This is a genomic window from Mucilaginibacter flavus (assembly GCF_030409315.1).
Taxonomy (GTDB): Bacteria; Bacteroidota; Bacteroidia; order Sphingobacteriales; family Sphingobacteriaceae; genus Mucilaginibacter; species Mucilaginibacter flavus.
This window is the reverse complement of record NZ_JAUFPS010000074.1, coordinates 1-14050: the sequence shown is the minus strand read 5'-3', so window position 1 is coordinate 14050 and position 14050 is coordinate 1. Positions and strand designations below refer to the sequence as shown.

Annotated in this window: 20 protein-coding genes and 1 pseudogene; 7 read left to right on the top strand and 14 right to left on the bottom strand. The window is 41.2% G+C overall.

The window, feature by feature from the left end:
* Positions 1 to 293: 293 nt before the first annotated feature.
* Complete coding sequence (locus QWZ17_RS23775; protein ID WP_290307818.1) at positions 294 to 818, top strand: hypothetical protein; 525 nt, start codon at positions 294 to 296, stop codon at positions 816 to 818.
* Positions 819 to 1346: 528 nt separating this feature from the next.
* Here the strand turns inward: QWZ17_RS23775 and QWZ17_RS23770 are convergent.
* Positions 1347 to 1466: pseudogene (locus QWZ17_RS23770) on the bottom strand (helix-turn-helix domain-containing protein); the annotation flags it as partial.
* Positions 1467 to 1770: 304 nt separating this feature from the next.
* On the opposite strand from QWZ17_RS23770, the gene QWZ17_RS23765 reads away from it, so the two are divergent.
* Positions 1771 to 1896 (top strand): hypothetical protein, encoded by a 126-nt coding sequence (locus QWZ17_RS23765; protein ID WP_290307817.1) that lies wholly within the window; start codon positions 1771 to 1773, stop codon positions 1894 to 1896.
* Positions 1897 to 2103: 207 nt separating this feature from the next.
* On the top strand, positions 2104 to 2604 hold the full coding sequence (locus tag QWZ17_RS23760; protein WP_290307816.1) for a hypothetical protein: 501 nt from the start codon (positions 2104 to 2106) through the stop codon (positions 2602 to 2604).
* Positions 2605 to 2638: 34 nt separating this feature from the next.
* On the opposite strand, the gene QWZ17_RS23755 is transcribed toward QWZ17_RS23760, so the two are convergent.
* Positions 2639 to 2848 (bottom strand): hypothetical protein, encoded by a 210-nt coding sequence (locus QWZ17_RS23755; RefSeq protein WP_290307815.1) that lies wholly within the window; start codon positions 2846 to 2848, stop codon positions 2639 to 2641.
* 79 nt (positions 2849 to 2927) lie between these two features.
* A complete protein-coding gene (locus QWZ17_RS23750) occupies positions 2928 to 3542 on the bottom strand; it encodes a porin family protein (RefSeq protein WP_290307814.1) in 615 nt (204 codons plus the stop codon).
* Between the two features lie 57 nt (positions 3543 to 3599).
* On the opposite strand from QWZ17_RS23750, the gene QWZ17_RS23745 reads away from it, so the two are divergent.
* The 3 genes from QWZ17_RS23745 (at position 3600) to QWZ17_RS23735 (ending at position 5160) form a co-directional block, all read left to right on the top strand.
* Entirely contained in the window at positions 3600 to 3740 is a 141-nt protein-coding gene (locus tag QWZ17_RS23745) for a hypothetical protein (RefSeq protein WP_290307813.1), read from the top strand.
* A 238-nt stretch (positions 3741 to 3978) separates the two neighbouring features.
* The gene (locus QWZ17_RS23740) at positions 3979 to 4413 is read left to right on the top strand and encodes a DUF2141 domain-containing protein (protein WP_290307812.1); all 435 of its coding nucleotides are present in this window, start codon (positions 3979 to 3981) and stop codon (positions 4411 to 4413) included.
* A gap of 60 nt (positions 4414 to 4473) precedes the next feature.
* Positions 4474 to 5160 carry a DUF4397 domain-containing protein gene (locus QWZ17_RS23735; protein ID WP_290307811.1) on the top strand — a complete coding sequence of 229 codons (687 nt, stop codon included), beginning with the start codon at positions 4474 to 4476 and terminating at the stop codon, positions 5158 to 5160.
* Positions 5161 to 5301: 141 nt separating this feature from the next.
* Here QWZ17_RS23735 and QWZ17_RS23730 read toward each other — a convergent pair whose 3' ends face one another.
* The gene (locus QWZ17_RS23730; protein ID WP_290307810.1) at positions 5302 to 5916 is read right to left on the bottom strand and encodes a hypothetical protein; all 615 of its coding nucleotides are present in this window, start codon (positions 5914 to 5916) and stop codon (positions 5302 to 5304) included.
* 36 nt (positions 5917 to 5952) lie between these two features.
* Here QWZ17_RS23730 and QWZ17_RS23725 point away from each other — a divergent pair, with 36 nt between their 5' ends.
* Positions 5953 to 6477, top strand: a complete 525-nt coding sequence (locus QWZ17_RS23725) for a DUF1003 domain-containing protein (protein WP_290307809.1) — start codon at positions 5953 to 5955, stop codon at positions 6475 to 6477.
* Between the two features lies 1 nt (position 6478).
* On the opposite strand, the gene QWZ17_RS23720 is transcribed toward QWZ17_RS23725, so the two are convergent.
* The 10 genes from QWZ17_RS23720 to QWZ17_RS23675 all read right to left on the bottom strand — a co-directional run bounded on the left by QWZ17_RS23720 (position 6479) and on the right by QWZ17_RS23675 (position 13735).
* Entirely contained in the window at positions 6479 to 6946 is a 468-nt protein-coding gene (locus tag QWZ17_RS23720; protein ID WP_290307808.1) for a low affinity iron permease family protein, read from the bottom strand.
* A 267-nt stretch (positions 6947 to 7213) separates the two neighbouring features.
* Positions 7214 to 7708 carry a DUF6036 family nucleotidyltransferase gene (locus QWZ17_RS23715; RefSeq protein WP_290307807.1) on the bottom strand — a complete coding sequence of 165 codons (495 nt, stop codon included), beginning with the start codon at positions 7706 to 7708 and terminating at the stop codon, positions 7214 to 7216.
* Positions 7709 to 7722: 14 nt separating this feature from the next.
* On the bottom strand, positions 7723 to 7878 hold the full coding sequence (locus QWZ17_RS23710) for a hypothetical protein (protein ID WP_290307806.1): 156 nt from the start codon (positions 7876 to 7878) through the stop codon (positions 7723 to 7725).
* Between the two features lie 222 nt (positions 7879 to 8100).
* Positions 8101 to 8778 carry a hypothetical protein gene (locus tag QWZ17_RS23705; protein WP_290307805.1) on the bottom strand — a complete coding sequence of 226 codons (678 nt, stop codon included), beginning with the start codon at positions 8776 to 8778 and terminating at the stop codon, positions 8101 to 8103.
* A gap of 546 nt (positions 8779 to 9324) precedes the next feature.
* A complete protein-coding gene (locus tag QWZ17_RS23700) occupies positions 9325 to 9648 on the bottom strand; it encodes a nucleoside triphosphate pyrophosphohydrolase family protein (RefSeq protein ID WP_290307804.1) in 324 nt (107 codons plus the stop codon).
* Between the two features lie 19 nt (positions 9649 to 9667).
* Positions 9668 to 10024 (bottom strand): nuclear transport factor 2 family protein, encoded by a 357-nt coding sequence (locus tag QWZ17_RS23695; RefSeq protein ID WP_290307803.1) that lies wholly within the window; start codon positions 10022 to 10024, stop codon positions 9668 to 9670.
* An 8-nt stretch (positions 10025 to 10032) separates the two neighbouring features.
* Complete coding sequence (locus tag QWZ17_RS23690; RefSeq protein WP_290307802.1) at positions 10033 to 10950, bottom strand: helix-turn-helix domain-containing protein; 918 nt, start codon at positions 10948 to 10950, stop codon at positions 10033 to 10035.
* A complete protein-coding gene (locus QWZ17_RS23685) occupies positions 10947 to 11768 on the bottom strand; it encodes an SDR family oxidoreductase (RefSeq protein WP_290307801.1) in 822 nt (273 codons plus the stop codon). Before QWZ17_RS23685 ends, QWZ17_RS23690 begins: the two co-directional genes overlap by 4 nt.
* Before the next feature lie 211 nt (positions 11769 to 11979).
* Positions 11980 to 12438 (bottom strand): GNAT family N-acetyltransferase, encoded by a 459-nt coding sequence (locus QWZ17_RS23680; RefSeq protein ID WP_290307800.1) that lies wholly within the window; start codon positions 12436 to 12438, stop codon positions 11980 to 11982.
* A gap of 241 nt (positions 12439 to 12679) precedes the next feature.
* The gene (locus QWZ17_RS23675) at positions 12680 to 13735 is read right to left on the bottom strand and encodes a mandelate racemase/muconate lactonizing enzyme family protein (protein ID WP_290307819.1); all 1056 of its coding nucleotides are present in this window, start codon (positions 13733 to 13735) and stop codon (positions 12680 to 12682) included.
* Positions 13736 to 14050 lie beyond the last annotated feature (315 nt).

Genomic DNA, 14050 nt, shown 5'->3' with positions numbered 1-14050 from the left:
AAACGCTCCTTCCTTGTCTTTTGTCCTTTCATTTTTGTTTACTTAGTGTAAACCTATTTCAGGACAAGACAGCCTGTAGTCTCCGACTACAGGATTGCCCCTTAGTATCATTTTTTGGGGGGGGCCTTACTAACTAAACATTTCATTCTTTTTGACGGCAATACTTGTACCTGCAAATAATGCCATAGCGGTCCAAAGTCAGAGAATCGGGAGAAGTGACACCTTATTTAAAGCTATAATACACCAAGGACGGCACCAAACTTTGTATCTTTGAAATAATAGACCTTATTACTATGCATCGTTTTCATACAGTGTACAGCACTTTAGATAATGCGCCAAGTAAGCCTTGGTTGATAACGGGTTATATACTTTTAATGTTATTTGTCTGCGTTTGTATCGCACTTTATTTCACAATAGGAAGAAACCTAAAAGTGACACTCAGAGGCGGAGGTAAGGTTAACCCTTTCCTGGCCGTAATACCTCCCGTGGTAGTATTCGCCCTTTTTTATTTAAGCACTGAGAAACTTAAGATTGATGTTTACCAACACGATAAAGATTTGTTAAACAGCAGCAATAAAGAACTTAAGGTTGTAGAAGGACCGGTTAGAAATTATTTCCCGGAGAAAAGGGATGGGCATGGCAACGAAGAATTTACAGTACAAGATACGCTATTTCATTACTCTCATTTTGAAGAAGGACGATCAGGTTATCATCAGACATTTTTCTACGGTGGAGTTATACGTCCAAACCTTTACGTGAGGATTACCTATTATTACGATGGTGATCGGAACGCGATACTAAAGCTTGAAACTGAATAAATAATTTGTTGTATCAAAGTCAAAGAATTAAGATCGCCAAGACTTCAAACACCAGCGCCTTTAACATCCACATAACCTTTACGCCCGCCTAAATTTACCAATGAGGTAGTAAATTAACAAGGCGAGGAGAGTCCAGTAAAAAGCGACGCCCAAACCTACAAACGGAGGCGGAGGATCTGGCAGATTAATAAGCGGAAGCATGGGCCCCAACAATACAACTTTGATAGGGTAAAGCACAATAGCTACAATTCTCCTCCACCCTATTAACCCATCGGTACCAAAAAAAGCCGCTCCGCTTCCGGGCATCCCCCTAACGTCCAACCTGATTATTGTATTGTAAAGAAAAAGAAACGCAAACCCCGAAATGAGGAAAAGTACAACAAATTTTATTCTTGATATTTTCATCGCGCTTTGCTTTAAGTATAAAACCCCTTTTGTGCCACACAAAGATAAATACATTTACTTTGCAAAACAAAGTACTTTAATAAAGATATTATGCAGGTATTGTCAACATGAACAGCGCAAGCGTTAATTAAATGAAGCCCTGTATTTTACCGGCGATTGATTGGTTTTAGTTTTAAATAGTTTGCTAAAGGATTGTAAATGCTCAAATCCCAACTCGTAAGCTATTTGGCTTATGGTAAGGTTTTAAGCATTATCGTTATTTTTAATAATATGCTTTACCGGTAAGCAAAAAAGATAATAAACAGGTTAAAAGGCCCCAAAAAGTCTTTTATGCATTTTTTGTAATATTATTCCTTTTTATTACAATATTCTTATTCAAAAAGTTCCAAAAACGGCTCATACGCCCGTTTTGCATCATTTTCAATGAACAAAATGAACACAAATCCACACTTATTTTTCTTGATATTTAAATGACACTTTTTAAGGCTTCAATTAAAACAAATTAACCGTTAAGAAACTTTATCAATAATAATAAACACACCACACTATGGAAACCAAGGAAAAGATCAAAGGCGAGGTAATCAAGGAAACCCATCCCCCAAAAGCTGAAAAACAACAGCAAAACAACAGCACTAAAGTTATTTATAAGCCAAAGAGAAAACCTCTTTTATAGCATAACTACCAGATAAGTACAGAAGGTGTGCCGGCAAAACCGGCACACCTTTTTTGTTTTTGCTGCGGAAGCGCATCACACAAAAAAATTTAAAGTGCGCCTGCCCATTTATATTAATGATTGATTTAACGTATCATTGTACCTGTACAATGTGCCATAACCCGTGCCGGCCCTGGTTGCTTTGTATTAATAGCTATATATAGTACAATGCCCTATCCAGCCAAACAAAAACCTGCGCCCCGGGCGGTAGTAAACCGGGCGGAACAACGTGTTCCACCTTCTCCTCCAACACAAACTCAACGCAAATTAAAGGTTGGCAAAACGCTGATGATTATTGGCATTATACTTATTGCCCTGGCTGCCGCTTATTATTGGACCCAGCGCACAAACGTGAGTTTTGAATTTACACGCAAAGTACTGCACAAACCCAATGAGGCAACTATAGAAGCGTTTCACATCACCATAACCAATACCGGCAATAAAGCCATCGTTATAAAAAATTTAGACGTTATACAGGGCCTTAACGGCGATGACCTGTATGATCAGTTTAAATGGGAATACATGGGCAAAACCTTAAAACCCCGGCAAACCCTGCAATGGGATATGGAATTTGGCAACAAAAACCTTCGGCTACTATCTTTCAGGGTTCAGCTTACCGCAGCCGATGGCAAAGTTTATAGTTCCTGGCGACAGGAGTATAAGAAATAAGTTTGCTCACTTCTATTAAAACCAATTACCGCTGTCAATTTAACAAGCTGCACTCAAAGCCGCGGCTCACCAATAGCTGCATAATGGTCGGTATGCAAAATTGAGTACCCTTAACCCTCAGTATGTTATCGCAATCCTCAAGATCGAAGTTAACTTCGAGCGAAGAGTTTTCGCCGCGTAATAGCGCAAGCAAAACATCCGCATCAGCAGCGCTTTGTACCGTTGTTTTAAAAATCTCAATCATTACAAAACTTATTATCTATAACAAAGCCCGGTCTTTATGACCGGGACTATCTATTCAAAAATTGTTTAATTAACCAGCATTAAAAGGTGTAGAAAATGCTACCCTGGATGGTGCTGTTTTTAAAATCGTTGTTGATTGCCGCTGAGGTTGGAAAATTCCCTGCTTTGGTAAAACCGTAAGCATACCTTGCACCTATGCCCAATCCCATTTTGGATTGAAAACCTATGCCACCTACCGCCGCGGCATCTATCTTTTTAAATACTTTTTGATCGGTAGTATTGAACCCGGCTATCTCCTCCTTCAGTAAAATACCTGTTTGCGCGCCGGCTTCTACATAAAAGCCCGAATTGGTACGGTATTTTAAAACGATAGGTACCTGTACATATGAAAGCTTCACATCCTGCGTACCCAATACGCCTCCTTTAAGCTTTGCCCCCTGTAACGAGTAAAGAAAATCTTCCTGCACCATAAAATTGTTGGTGAATTTATAGGCAACACTCGCGCCGGCGTGAAAACCAATCAAAGGATCTGTAGGCAAATTAAAGTTTTCAAAGTTGCTCACGTTAACGCCCGCTTTGATGCCAAACTCCAGTTTGCTCATTATTTTTTGTCCGAAGCTTTGGTTGTCCGTACCGGTTTGTGCAAAGGTTTTGGCAGATACAAGTATCAGAACGGCTAAAATTAACTTTTTCATAAATTTCATTTTTGTTGTGTGTTTTTTGTTTGCAGCCACCGGCTGTTTGAATTATTTATGCCAAAGATGAGGGGCCGCAGGCATAGCCAAAAGATAAAACCTGCTAAAGCGGGCAAACTAAGGCCGGAAGAGGAAAATGGAGGATTAAGCGTACCAGGCAGTTCTGTAGACGGGAGGTTACAGGTCTACTGGTACTAAGTTGGAGGCCTGGTACAACGGGGAAGCCGATATTAAAGAGGTAGGTTGCTCTGAGCATCCGGCATCAAACTACGCATACCACATTTAAATATGAGGGCCAAAATATGGCCGCCCTTTAAATCCTTGATATCTGCCGGTGAGCCGCAAATATGCCCGCTTGGGTCACTTTTAATAAAAAGGCAGTGCAACCACCCTATAGTTTCGCTTAGAATTAATCTCAAAAATTAAAATTTCAACTATGAAAAAGAAAAGAGTATTACTGCTTGTAGGCTCGCTACTCATCTTCCTGAGCTCATACGCAAGGGCACAGGAATTAGAGTTAAAAATAACGGGGATCAAGTCGGCAAAGGGAAGCATCATTATCAATGTTTTTAAAGATGAGGCCGGTTATGAAAAAGAGGAACCCTACAAAAAATTTTCATTTAATAAACAAGCGCTTGCCAACGGTAGCATGACCCTGGAAGTTAGCCTTGACCCAGGCACCTACGGCATTACCCTGCTCGACGATGAAAATGGGAACGGAAAGATTGATAAAAACTTTATTGGAATACCCAAAGAAGGGTTTGGTTTTTCTAACTTTTTTATGACTAAGATGAAAAAACCTGCATTTGATGATTTTAAGGTGGATACTAAAACGCAAGCAAAAGTCCAAATTAAAGTAAAGTACATGTAGTACACCCCACTTTAAAGTTAACAGGCTTAATCAATAAAACATTTACAAACAAAATAACATATGAAAACAACAGCTAATTATAAAAAGCTATTGACAGGCCTGGCCCTGTTTATAGCCGCGTTATCCATTTCTTCATGTAAGAAAAATACTATTGATCCATCCGGACAGTTTAATATTAAAGTGGTAAATGCTTCGGCAACCGCAGGCGCGCAAAGCTTTACACTGGCCAATAATGTACTGGTAAGCGGGGGACTAAATTATATGGATGCCTCGGCGTATATCAACGCTCCTTCGGGGAAAAACATGGTTACGGAGTTCAAAAATGCCGGTACCAATTCTGTTTACGCGTCTGGTTCTCTTTACACTACCAACGGCGTAAACTTTACGGTTTACCTGGCAGGGTCGGGTTTAAACGCGCGGGTGAAAAACTTCCAGGATGATCTTGGCGCTCCCAATAACGGGCAGGTGAAGATAAAATTCATTCACCTGAGCGATAGGGCCCCGGATATTATTACCATTAAAAATGCCAATGGCGACGAATTTTCGGGCTCACTGGTCAGAAATTTGGCAACAGGCTATAAGTACGTAACTCCGGGCAATCTTACGGTGCAGGTTACCGGCCTTACATCCAAAAACAACATTGGTACATTTAGTTTTACCAACCTGCAGGCAGGCAAAATTTATTCATTGTATTTAACCGACGATGCGAACGGCAACGTGGTTATGAACCAGATACTTCATAATTAAATTAATTTGCCCCTGTTTAAACTGCGTAGCGTTGAAGGCTACGCGGTTTTGTTATTTATCGGCGATGCTGCCGATGTTTCATTCATTAGTAATAAAAAGGCTCCAACTTTTGTACAGTTAAGTTTTTTCAAAGCAGCGCGGTTAATTATCACTCACTATAGCCTTTTTCTTTCGCTGTTTATTCACGCTGTGAGACTTCAAAAAATTATATGTAACGGCAAAACCCATATATTGCGTGCTTCGGTTATTGTTGGTGCCATCATAAAACACGTAACCTTGCGTAACAGCTACTGCAACCGTTTCAGAAATATTGAAGTTGATACTATTGCAAATCTCGGTCATCAATCCCTGTTTAGCGCCAATAACGTAACCTGCACCCAGGCATAAAGCTTCTGCAAAACGACCTTTGGAAAACACGTTGATGGTAGGCCTAAATTCAAGGTAATGCGATGTATCGCCGCTTAGCGTGTTAGTGTAGCCGGTAGCAAGGCCGATATCAAAAATACCATAGGTACGGCCAAATTCAATAGCCGGCGCAAAGCGTTTAGCAAAACCGCCCTTTGTATTTACAAACACATTGGTATTTACTGATAGGTAAAAGTAGCGGGGCTCCTTGTTTTCTTTTGAAGTGTCGGATTCTGTAGTGGTATCGCGCCGTGCCACCAATGCTTTAGCTACGATGGGGCCTTTTGGCGGCTGCTGGGCAAAAGTATTTATAACTATCAGCAAGCAAATGAGAGTAAATAAGTGTTTCATAATTGGTTATAATTGATAAATATTAAACACGTAAACATGGCAAACCAAGCAACAAACAACCAGGCAACCGCTCCGCAGCTGCAATCATCCCTCAATTTTACCACAAGCAAAATAGATAAGGTAGCCGTATTTATAGCCAACGCTTTTGGCAGCATGATTTTCCTGATGGTTTGCGTGTTCCTTTTTATAATATGGATTTGCTGGAATACCCAACTCATCCCGGGTTTAAAACCTTTTGATCCTTTTCCTTTTCCTACCCTTGAAATGGCCGTTTCCATTTTTGCCATCATTTTATCCATCTCGGTGCTCATCAACCAAAACCGGCAGGGCCAGATAGAGAAGATCAGGCAACAGGTAGAGTTTGAGATTAACGTAAGGGCCGAAAGCGAGATCACCAAAATACTCCACATGCTGCACGATATCCATCAAAAATTAGGGCTCAACAGCGCCGAAGACAAAGAACTGGAACAAATGAAAGAACAAACCGATACTAACCAAATTCGCCAATCGGTAAACGATAAGCAGGCCGGGTCCGATTCTTCTCTTTCAAACAACCAATAAATTATTTACCCTTTGCAGCAGATTTCTTGTAACGCACAGCTTTCAACTTATGATTTTCGTCGGCGGCATCAATAGAATGGGTACAGGTAATATCATCCTCATCTTCTGCCAAATCAGATAGCTGCTGATAAAACTGGTGCAGGTGATCCAGTTCTTTTTCTGTCAGATCCTCAATATCCACCATCCGGTTACTGGCACCCTCATGCGCGGCAAGCAGTTCATTCAGTTTGAGGTGAATGGCTTTGGAATCTTTATTTTGTGATTTTTGGATCAGGAATACCATTAAAAAGGTAACAATAGTAGTGCCCGTATTGATAATCAATTGCCAGGTATCAGAATATTTAGCAACCGGCCCGGTAGCCAACCAGATCACAATAGCACCGATAGCGATCATAAAAGCGGCAGAGCTTCCTGTAGCAGCCGTAGCCCAATTTGAAAAACGCTCAAATAGATTTTTTTTCTGTTTCATTGATGGGGGTTATTAGCCAAAAAAGGAACAGAAGCCGCAATTGTTTGAATTATTTAATTTGAAATTTATTTAACTATAAATAACAAATACCGAATTTAACGCTCGTATAAAGCGTATTTGATGCCCACGTTGAATGAAGTCTCAGACAGGATTGTTATGATGAAGTCACATACTTCGCACAGCGGGGTTAACCCTCTTGTTCGCAGTGTTCCGTTGTTCAACAATAGCTATAGGCGGAAGACTTAAACAGCCTATATTTTGGATTAGTTATGTTTTCCTTATTTTTAACTGCTTTATATCGGTGATATCTTTTGATCTCCCACTTTTTTGTTTTTCATTTATAAGATCTTCATAGCTTATAAACCCGATTTGAGTGCCATCAATATCTATAACCTCTCTTTTACTAAATGCAACTCCAAATTTTTTTAAACTTAATAGCTCAGGTAGAAAATCGAAGGAAAAGCTGTCCGCTTCAAATTTAAAGTAAGACTTTCTGGGGTTTGGTGAACTCTCTTCTTTGTATATCGCCGTATCAAGGCCTAACTTTTCTAATCCTTTAATAAGGTTGAAATAATTTTCGTAAGTAGGGTTATACCAGATGTCGAGATCATGTTTTTCATTCGGCACCCCGTTTACATCCATAGTGACACGAAAATATCCATGCAATGCGACTGCAGTTCCACCAACAATTAAATATTCAACACTGTATTCCTGAAGTACTTTGCAAACTTTAATGAGATCGACAACCAATTCATTTTCCATGCCCTGGCAACTTGTTATACAGTCTTTTTAACCATCAAGTTTTTTCTTAATAGCTCAAAAAATTGTTCTAATTCTTTGACTTTCACGGGATCAATAATGTTTGATTTTTGATCAGACTTTGGAGCCACTTTCAAACCAGCAAAATCAGCATAACGTTTCAACTCTGCCATAACATTCTTTTATATCATAATAAATTCGATAGAAAATGGTTGAGGACCCTCTTCTATTTCAAATATATGAACAATTGCCAACGAACTAAAGTTTTCAGCCGTTAATTTACTTTGTTTGAAAACATTAGGAAAATAACAATGAGTATTTTACAACAGCCTTTTTTTTGAAATTCAAATCCGTTTTTATAGCCACATTCGTTGTAATTTCCAAAAACCCGGCAATCATTGCAAAACACGCCCCTGCACAAATTTCCTTTTTTGCAATACCACCTTATTATTAATTACTTTAAACACCCCGGTAAAGCCATAAGTATCTGTGTTATCGCCCCAGGCACCTTCCTTTATGACAAGAACTCCAGTAGGAAGCATTTTAAAGTCGCGACTTATATTTCCGTGAGGATTTCCCTCATTGGCGTAGCCATCAGAAAAAAGCCAGTTAATAATATTGCCGCTATTATCGTAGGTTACCAACATGCCATACCACAACGAGTCGTCGACTTGGTGGGCTTTAATATAAATTAATGACTGTTTAAGGGCTTTTTGTTTAATAATGCCAACTACCATTAAATCCTTGATCTTCCCCAAAAAGGTGTTAGATGTATCTGGCCAGTCAAGATCACCAAAAGCAGTACCTCCTTTTGGGTTCACAATTATTTGTTTAGCTTTTGAAAGCGCATTGAGCAGATATATTCTATCTCCGGTAAGCAATTTTGGTTGATTTTCAATTCTAATCAATCTCTGCCTTAACCATTCACTGTTATTTGAAAAGGGCAAACTGATTATTGGAGCTTTAGTCGTAATATGTTCAATGCCTTGAGCATACGCTGTTAAATTCAATATCGCCAAAAATAACAGCACCCGGTATTTAAGAAGGTTAATAAAAATACTCATCTTATCCATTTGTTAAACGCTGCTTTTGTAAATGAGTGGCCATATGTTGTGAGAAGTCGGTGGCATAGTTGTGCGAAGTCTCCGACTTCGCACAGCGGGGGGGGGCTTCCCGGTAACCGGGTTTGGCGGCGGCGGCACACCATAATCGCCAACCGAACGGGTATGAAAATGCACGTCAATTATTTTTCGCTGTTGCGCTTCGCTGCTCATACACAACAATAAGTACAGCAATTATCAGATAAGGTTTGGACATGATCAAATATAAAAAAATCCTTATTAATTTTTGTAGTTGGTTGATTGATTGGACTTTTTGCAAAACTTACCATGGTTATCCTATAAAAATGGCTCATTCAAAAACATTTAAAACTGGCCTACTATCAGCTATGTATAAAAAAGTTTTCAAAACCAGTTGACATATGACTTGAAACTGGTTTTGAAAACCTTTCGCGTTTTTCATTTGCGTTAAAAAAACACTATCGATATACGGAGTCAGAACTTCCCTTAGAATCGTAAATATTAAACCTCATAAACGCGACAATTTTCCAAACTAAAACCTCATTTTTCAAGCAGTTTTTCTGTTTTGCTCAGGAACAAATCCAACGCGTCGGCAATATTAAGATCCATACGGTCGGCAAGTATAGTGAGCCACCAAATACACTCGCCTAACTTGTGTTCCAATTCGGGTGCGGTATTGCCTTTTGGCCAACGGCCCTGCTGTGACATAGTCAACCGGCCTACTAAAGCGGCATCAGTTAAAAACGCCAAAGCATCTTCCTCAACAGTCCACTCACTCCCATGATGGCTCAGTTCAAGTTCATGGTACTGTGCTCTTATTTTTTTTGATCTTTCAATCACTTCACTTAGTTTTATTTCGCTCATAGGTTTTTAATTAATTAGATTAATCCAAATAGGCATCGATGCTGGAGATTAGCCCTGCTTCATTAAAGCGGATATTGAGGCCACCGGTTTCATGACCGAAGTCACCGGTAAAATCCACTTTTAGCAAAATCTTATCTGGGGCTGTATGTTCCAATAAAAGCACTTGAGTGGCAGTATGATAGTCGATAAAAAAGTTCACGAAGTATTTTTTGATACCTGGTGTACCCTCAAATTTTCCCCCAACGGAAATATCTTCGATCACTGCATCTGCGGCGAAAAGGTTCAGGACGGCCTGCGTATCAAACAGGTTGGCCGCTGCTATAAATTGTTGAACATTATGCTCAAATTCTGTTTTATTGTTTATGATATCCTGCATGGTCACATTTAATTTAATGATCGCTTAAAATCAAGCGGTGATAACTTGGTTTTTGTCTTAAATAGCCGGTTAAAGGATTGCGGGTGTTCGAAGCCCAATTGATAAGCCACTTCCGCGACAGAAAGTACGCTGCTACTTAATAAGTCTTTGGCCCTCTCAATTAGTTTAGCGTGAATATGCTGCTGGGTATTTTGCCCGGTTAGCGTACGGAGCATATCGCTTAAATAATGCGCAGATACGTTAAGCGCGGCGGCCAGGTCATCAACAGCGGGTAGGCCATTGGTTAATGGTTTACCTTTATCAAAATATTCGGCCAGTAAGTTTTCAAAACGAACCAACAGTTCGCTGCTGGCAGTTTTACGTGTGATGAATTGCCGGTTATAATAACGTTTGCTATAGTTAAGCAGCAATTCCACCTGGGATATCAGTACATCCTGGCTAATCTGGTCAATTGCCGAATCCAGCTCCGTTTCGATGTTTTTGAACAGACCTGTAATCACCTGTTTTTCCTTGTCCGACAGATATAATGCTTCGGTTACGGCATATGAAAAGAAACCATAGTTTTTAATGCTTTTCCCTAAAGGATACGCCCTGATAAAATCCGGGTGTATCAGTAAAGTGTAGCCACCATAATCTGCTTCACCCTCCAGGGCCGTGATTAACTGGTTGGGCGAAATAAAGGATAAGCCGCCCTCATCAAAATCATAATGGCTTTGGCCGTATTTGACCTTACCGCTAAAGTTCTTTTTATAAGATATCTTATAAAAATTAAACAGCATTCCTTTTTCAAGTTCGGTAGTATCTGCTGTAATATTACTATAGTCCACCAAGCTTATCAGTGGATGCAGCGGTTTGGGCAGGCCCAGCGCCCGGTGCAGTTCCGAGATAGAATTAAAGACGACGGGTTGTTTATTTGTACTTTTCATGCTTGCGGGTACGGACTTTGCAAGTTAAGGTATTTTGTCAGATTGATCCGGTAAGCTTCCGGTCCATCGGCCAACCGTTTAGTGTAAAGGCGCACCGCGTCATCACCGGCAGGGTAAGTCAGTTGGTCTATTTCATCGGTGGCTGCCTTGTAAACCACATCGGCAATTTGTTCAGCTTCGGTAAATTCCATCAGCGTACCATCCTGAAAGCCTTCCATCATTTTTGCCATGGTGCCCGCGTAGGCTTCGTCTTCTGTTACTTGCATGGCTTTTGTAAAATCACTTTTAATACCACCCGGCGCTACGTTTTTAATGCCGATATTGAACTGTGCCAGATCATAGGACAGACTTTCGGCTAAACCTTGCAAAGCCCATTTTGATGCATTATATATTGCCGACTGCGGATTGGATACCAGGCCACAAAGCGAAGTGGTATTGATAAACAAACCTTTGTTACGCTTGCGAAAATAAGGGATAAAAGCCCGGATCACCGAAAGTGTACCGAAAAAATTGGTATCAAATTGCGCTCTTATCTGTTCGTCAGTATGTGATTCTATCGGACCTATTAAACCATAACCCGCGTTGTTAAATACCACATCAATATCACCCAGCGCTAAGGCGGCTTTCACGGTTTGCTGTACCTGGTGGCTGTTAGTAATATCCAACGGAAGTAATGTGATGTTGTATAATTGATTAAGTTCGGTTTCTTTTTCTGGTGTCCGCATAGTTGCGATCACTTTCCAACCTTTAGCCTGGAATAATTTGGCGGTTGCTTTACCTAATCCGGTAGATGCACCGGTGATCAAAATAGTTTTCATGTTGCTTTCCTTTTGTGTGATGCAAAGGTGTGGCATTACAAAACGGGTATTGTAACCGAAACGGACGGTGTTGTAACCGAAATGAAGATTCTAAAATGGACTCGCCCTAAAAAATATTCCAATATTCAAAAATATAGTTGTTCGAAGTCTCCGACTTCGAACTATGTATGCCGGTAGTCTCTGACTACCGAACAAGAACCAAGGCTCAATTTTACTCCACCCCCATCCGCATTTCAATCATATGCTTATTAAACCCAACTTTTTCATAAGCCCTCACCGCGCCTTCATTATCGGCATAAACCTGCAGGCGCAATTCCTGAAGACCTTGCTCTTTGGTCCACTCTTTTAGCTTATCTATAATCAGCTTATTGATGCCTTTGCCCCGGTGTTGGGGCGATACAAACATAAAGCCGAGATAGGCGAAGCGTTCAAAATTGAAATACACCTTTTCGCTTTGTTTGATACGGGCGTAGCCGCTGCCTACCAGCTCACCGTCAAGTTCGGCAACCAATAGTTCCACATCGGGCGAAGTGATAAACATTTCCAGGTCGTAGTAATTGATATGGCCGGGAATTAAAGTGGGATCGAAAGGGCGTTCGGCGTTGATTACACCTTGTTCGAATTGTAGCAGGGTTGGGAGGTCGCGGATGGTGGCCTGGCGGATTAGCATATGTGTGTAGTTTTTAAATGCTCTGTAGGAGCTAAATTTCCATATCGTTACGTTACTATTAACAGGTTGACAGACAGCACTTTTTTTAATCCCCTCTTGAAAGGGGGCGCGTCGGAAAGTGTGGTGGCAGGGGTGTGTTATACAGCGTTCAACCATCGCGCACATAAACACACCCCTCCGCCCCTCTCAAGAGGGGATTCGCTCGCGCCCTCGCTTGCATGCGTTCTTATCAACGTCTCCCCTACACCCTCATCCACTCGCATCCCTTTAAAAATTCTTCGTCCGCATCGGCACCAATGCCAATGGCATCGTCAATAGTTAGCTTATAACCATCATATTGAACACCACCAATGCAGGGGTCTTTTAAATGGCCCAGCATGCAGGTGTCCATATCGTAAAATTTAATATTGGGACTGGCGTATACAAAGTGCAGCTTGGCGCTTAGGCCTATCCTGCTCTCTAACATACCGCCCATCATACAGGCAATGCCTTTGGCAGCGGCCTCATCATGAATATTTTTAGCCTCAAACAAACCGCCCGATTTTGACAATTTGATGTTGATATAGTGGCAGCTGCCGCTGTTGATCTGCTTACGGGCATCGTGGTGGTTATACACGCTTTCGTCGGCCATAATTTTTACGGGCGATAGGGCCATCAGTTGGGGCAATCTATCATCATACCAGGTGCGCATCGGCTGTTCGCAAAACTCCACGTTGTATGCCCCCATGGCTTGCAGGGCAAACACGGCATCATCAAAGCTCCAGCCCTGGTTGGCATCAATGCGGATCTTCATTTCGGGACCAACCGCCTCACGGATCTGTTTAATGCGTTCCACGTCGTCGGCAGCGTTTTTGCCAACTTTTACCTTCAGGATATTGGCTCCCGAGGCTTTAAAATACAAGGCCCGTAAAGCCATGGTGGTTGGGTTATCAATACCGATGGTAATATCAGATTCAACCATGCGCTTTTCGCCACCCAAAAACCGGTAAAGCGGCAAGTCGGCGTGTTTGGCGGCAATATCGTGCAGGGCTATGTCAAAAGCGCTTTTTATGGTGGTATTACCCGCGGTAAAGCTGTGCAGCTGCTGGAGGCGGCCTTCCAGGTTAAGGGCATCCCGCCCTATCCACAGTTTGGCAAACTCGCGGGCCATTACCAGGCAGGTATCCTGCGTTTCGCCCACAATCATCGGGAAAGCCGAGCACTCGCCTACCCCATAAAATCCGGCATCGGTATGCACCCTGATAAACACATTTTGTGCATGATCCATAGTACCCGTAGCAATAGTGAACGGTTCCATAGGGATGCTAAAACGATAAATATCGATGTGGGTGATGGTTAGTTTGTTTTTCAAAATATCAGTATAAATAAATCCTTATTCTCCGCGCGTCATTGCGAGGCACGAAGCAATCTCACTACTATGCAGAGCGGCTCTGTAAGTCTGGAGATTGCTTCGTACCTCGCAATGACGATACTTTTATATGGTAAATGTAAAGTTACTTATATGTTATATAACATTTCTTTGCAGAAATTTGGTAGTGTCTCAGTTTGATTTTATGGTAGTGTCTCAGTTTGATTTTATTTTGCCAATCTAACAATTTCTTCCAGAGTCATT

Bases quoted from the DNA above. Each gene is read 5' to 3' on its own strand.
- QWZ17_RS23675 (WP_290307819.1), bottom strand. From the start codon at position 13,735: ATGGAACCGTTCACTATTGCTACGGGTACTATGGATCATGCACAAAAT.
- QWZ17_RS23745 (WP_290307813.1), top strand. From the start codon at position 3,600: ATGCCAAAGATGAGGGGCCGCAGGCATAGCCAAAAGATAAAACCTGCT.
- QWZ17_RS23705 (WP_290307805.1), bottom strand. From the start codon at position 8,778: ATGGATAAGATGAGTATTTTTATTAACCTTCTTAAATACCGGGTGCTG.
- QWZ17_RS23680 (WP_290307800.1), bottom strand. From the start codon at position 12,438: ATGCTAATCCGCCAGGCCACCATCCGCGACCTCCCAACCCTGCTACAA.
- QWZ17_RS23725 (WP_290307809.1), top strand. From the start codon at position 5,953: ATGGCAAACCAAGCAACAAACAACCAGGCAACCGCTCCGCAGCTGCAA.
- QWZ17_RS23685 (WP_290307801.1), bottom strand. From the start codon at position 11,768: ATGAAAACTATTTTGATCACCGGTGCATCTACCGGATTAGGTAAAGCA.
- QWZ17_RS23710 (WP_290307806.1), bottom strand. From the start codon at position 7,878: ATGGCAGAGTTGAAACGTTATGCTGATTTTGCTGGTTTGAAAGTGGCT.
- QWZ17_RS23690 (WP_290307802.1), bottom strand. From the start codon at position 10,950: ATGAAAAGTACAAATAAACAACCCGTCGTCTTTAATTCTATCTCGGAA.
- QWZ17_RS23775 (WP_290307818.1), top strand. From the start codon at position 294: ATGCATCGTTTTCATACAGTGTACAGCACTTTAGATAATGCGCCAAGT.
- QWZ17_RS23695 (WP_290307803.1), bottom strand. From the start codon at position 10,024: ATGCAGGATATCATAAACAATAAAACAGAATTTGAGCATAATGTTCAA.
- QWZ17_RS23740 (WP_290307812.1), top strand. From the start codon at position 3,979: ATGAAAAAGAAAAGAGTATTACTGCTTGTAGGCTCGCTACTCATCTTC.
- QWZ17_RS23730 (WP_290307810.1), bottom strand. From the start codon at position 5,916: ATGAAACACTTATTTACTCTCATTTGCTTGCTGATAGTTATAAATACT.
- QWZ17_RS23720 (WP_290307808.1), bottom strand. From the start codon at position 6,946: ATGAAACAGAAAAAAAATCTATTTGAGCGTTTTTCAAATTGGGCTACG.
- QWZ17_RS23750 (WP_290307814.1), bottom strand. From the start codon at position 3,542: ATGAAAAAGTTAATTTTAGCCGTTCTGATACTTGTATCTGCCAAAACC.
- QWZ17_RS23755 (WP_290307815.1), bottom strand. From the start codon at position 2,848: ATGATTGAGATTTTTAAAACAACGGTACAAAGCGCTGCTGATGCGGAT.
- QWZ17_RS23765 (WP_290307817.1), top strand. From the start codon at position 1,771: ATGGAAACCAAGGAAAAGATCAAAGGCGAGGTAATCAAGGAAACCCAT.
- QWZ17_RS23735 (WP_290307811.1), top strand. From the start codon at position 4,474: ATGAAAACAACAGCTAATTATAAAAAGCTATTGACAGGCCTGGCCCTG.
- QWZ17_RS23700 (WP_290307804.1), bottom strand. From the start codon at position 9,648: ATGAGCGAAATAAAACTAAGTGAAGTGATTGAAAGATCAAAAAAAATA.
- QWZ17_RS23760 (WP_290307816.1), top strand. From the start codon at position 2,104: ATGCCCTATCCAGCCAAACAAAAACCTGCGCCCCGGGCGGTAGTAAAC.
- QWZ17_RS23715 (WP_290307807.1), bottom strand. From the start codon at position 7,708: ATGGAAAATGAATTGGTTGTCGATCTCATTAAAGTTTGCAAAGTACTT.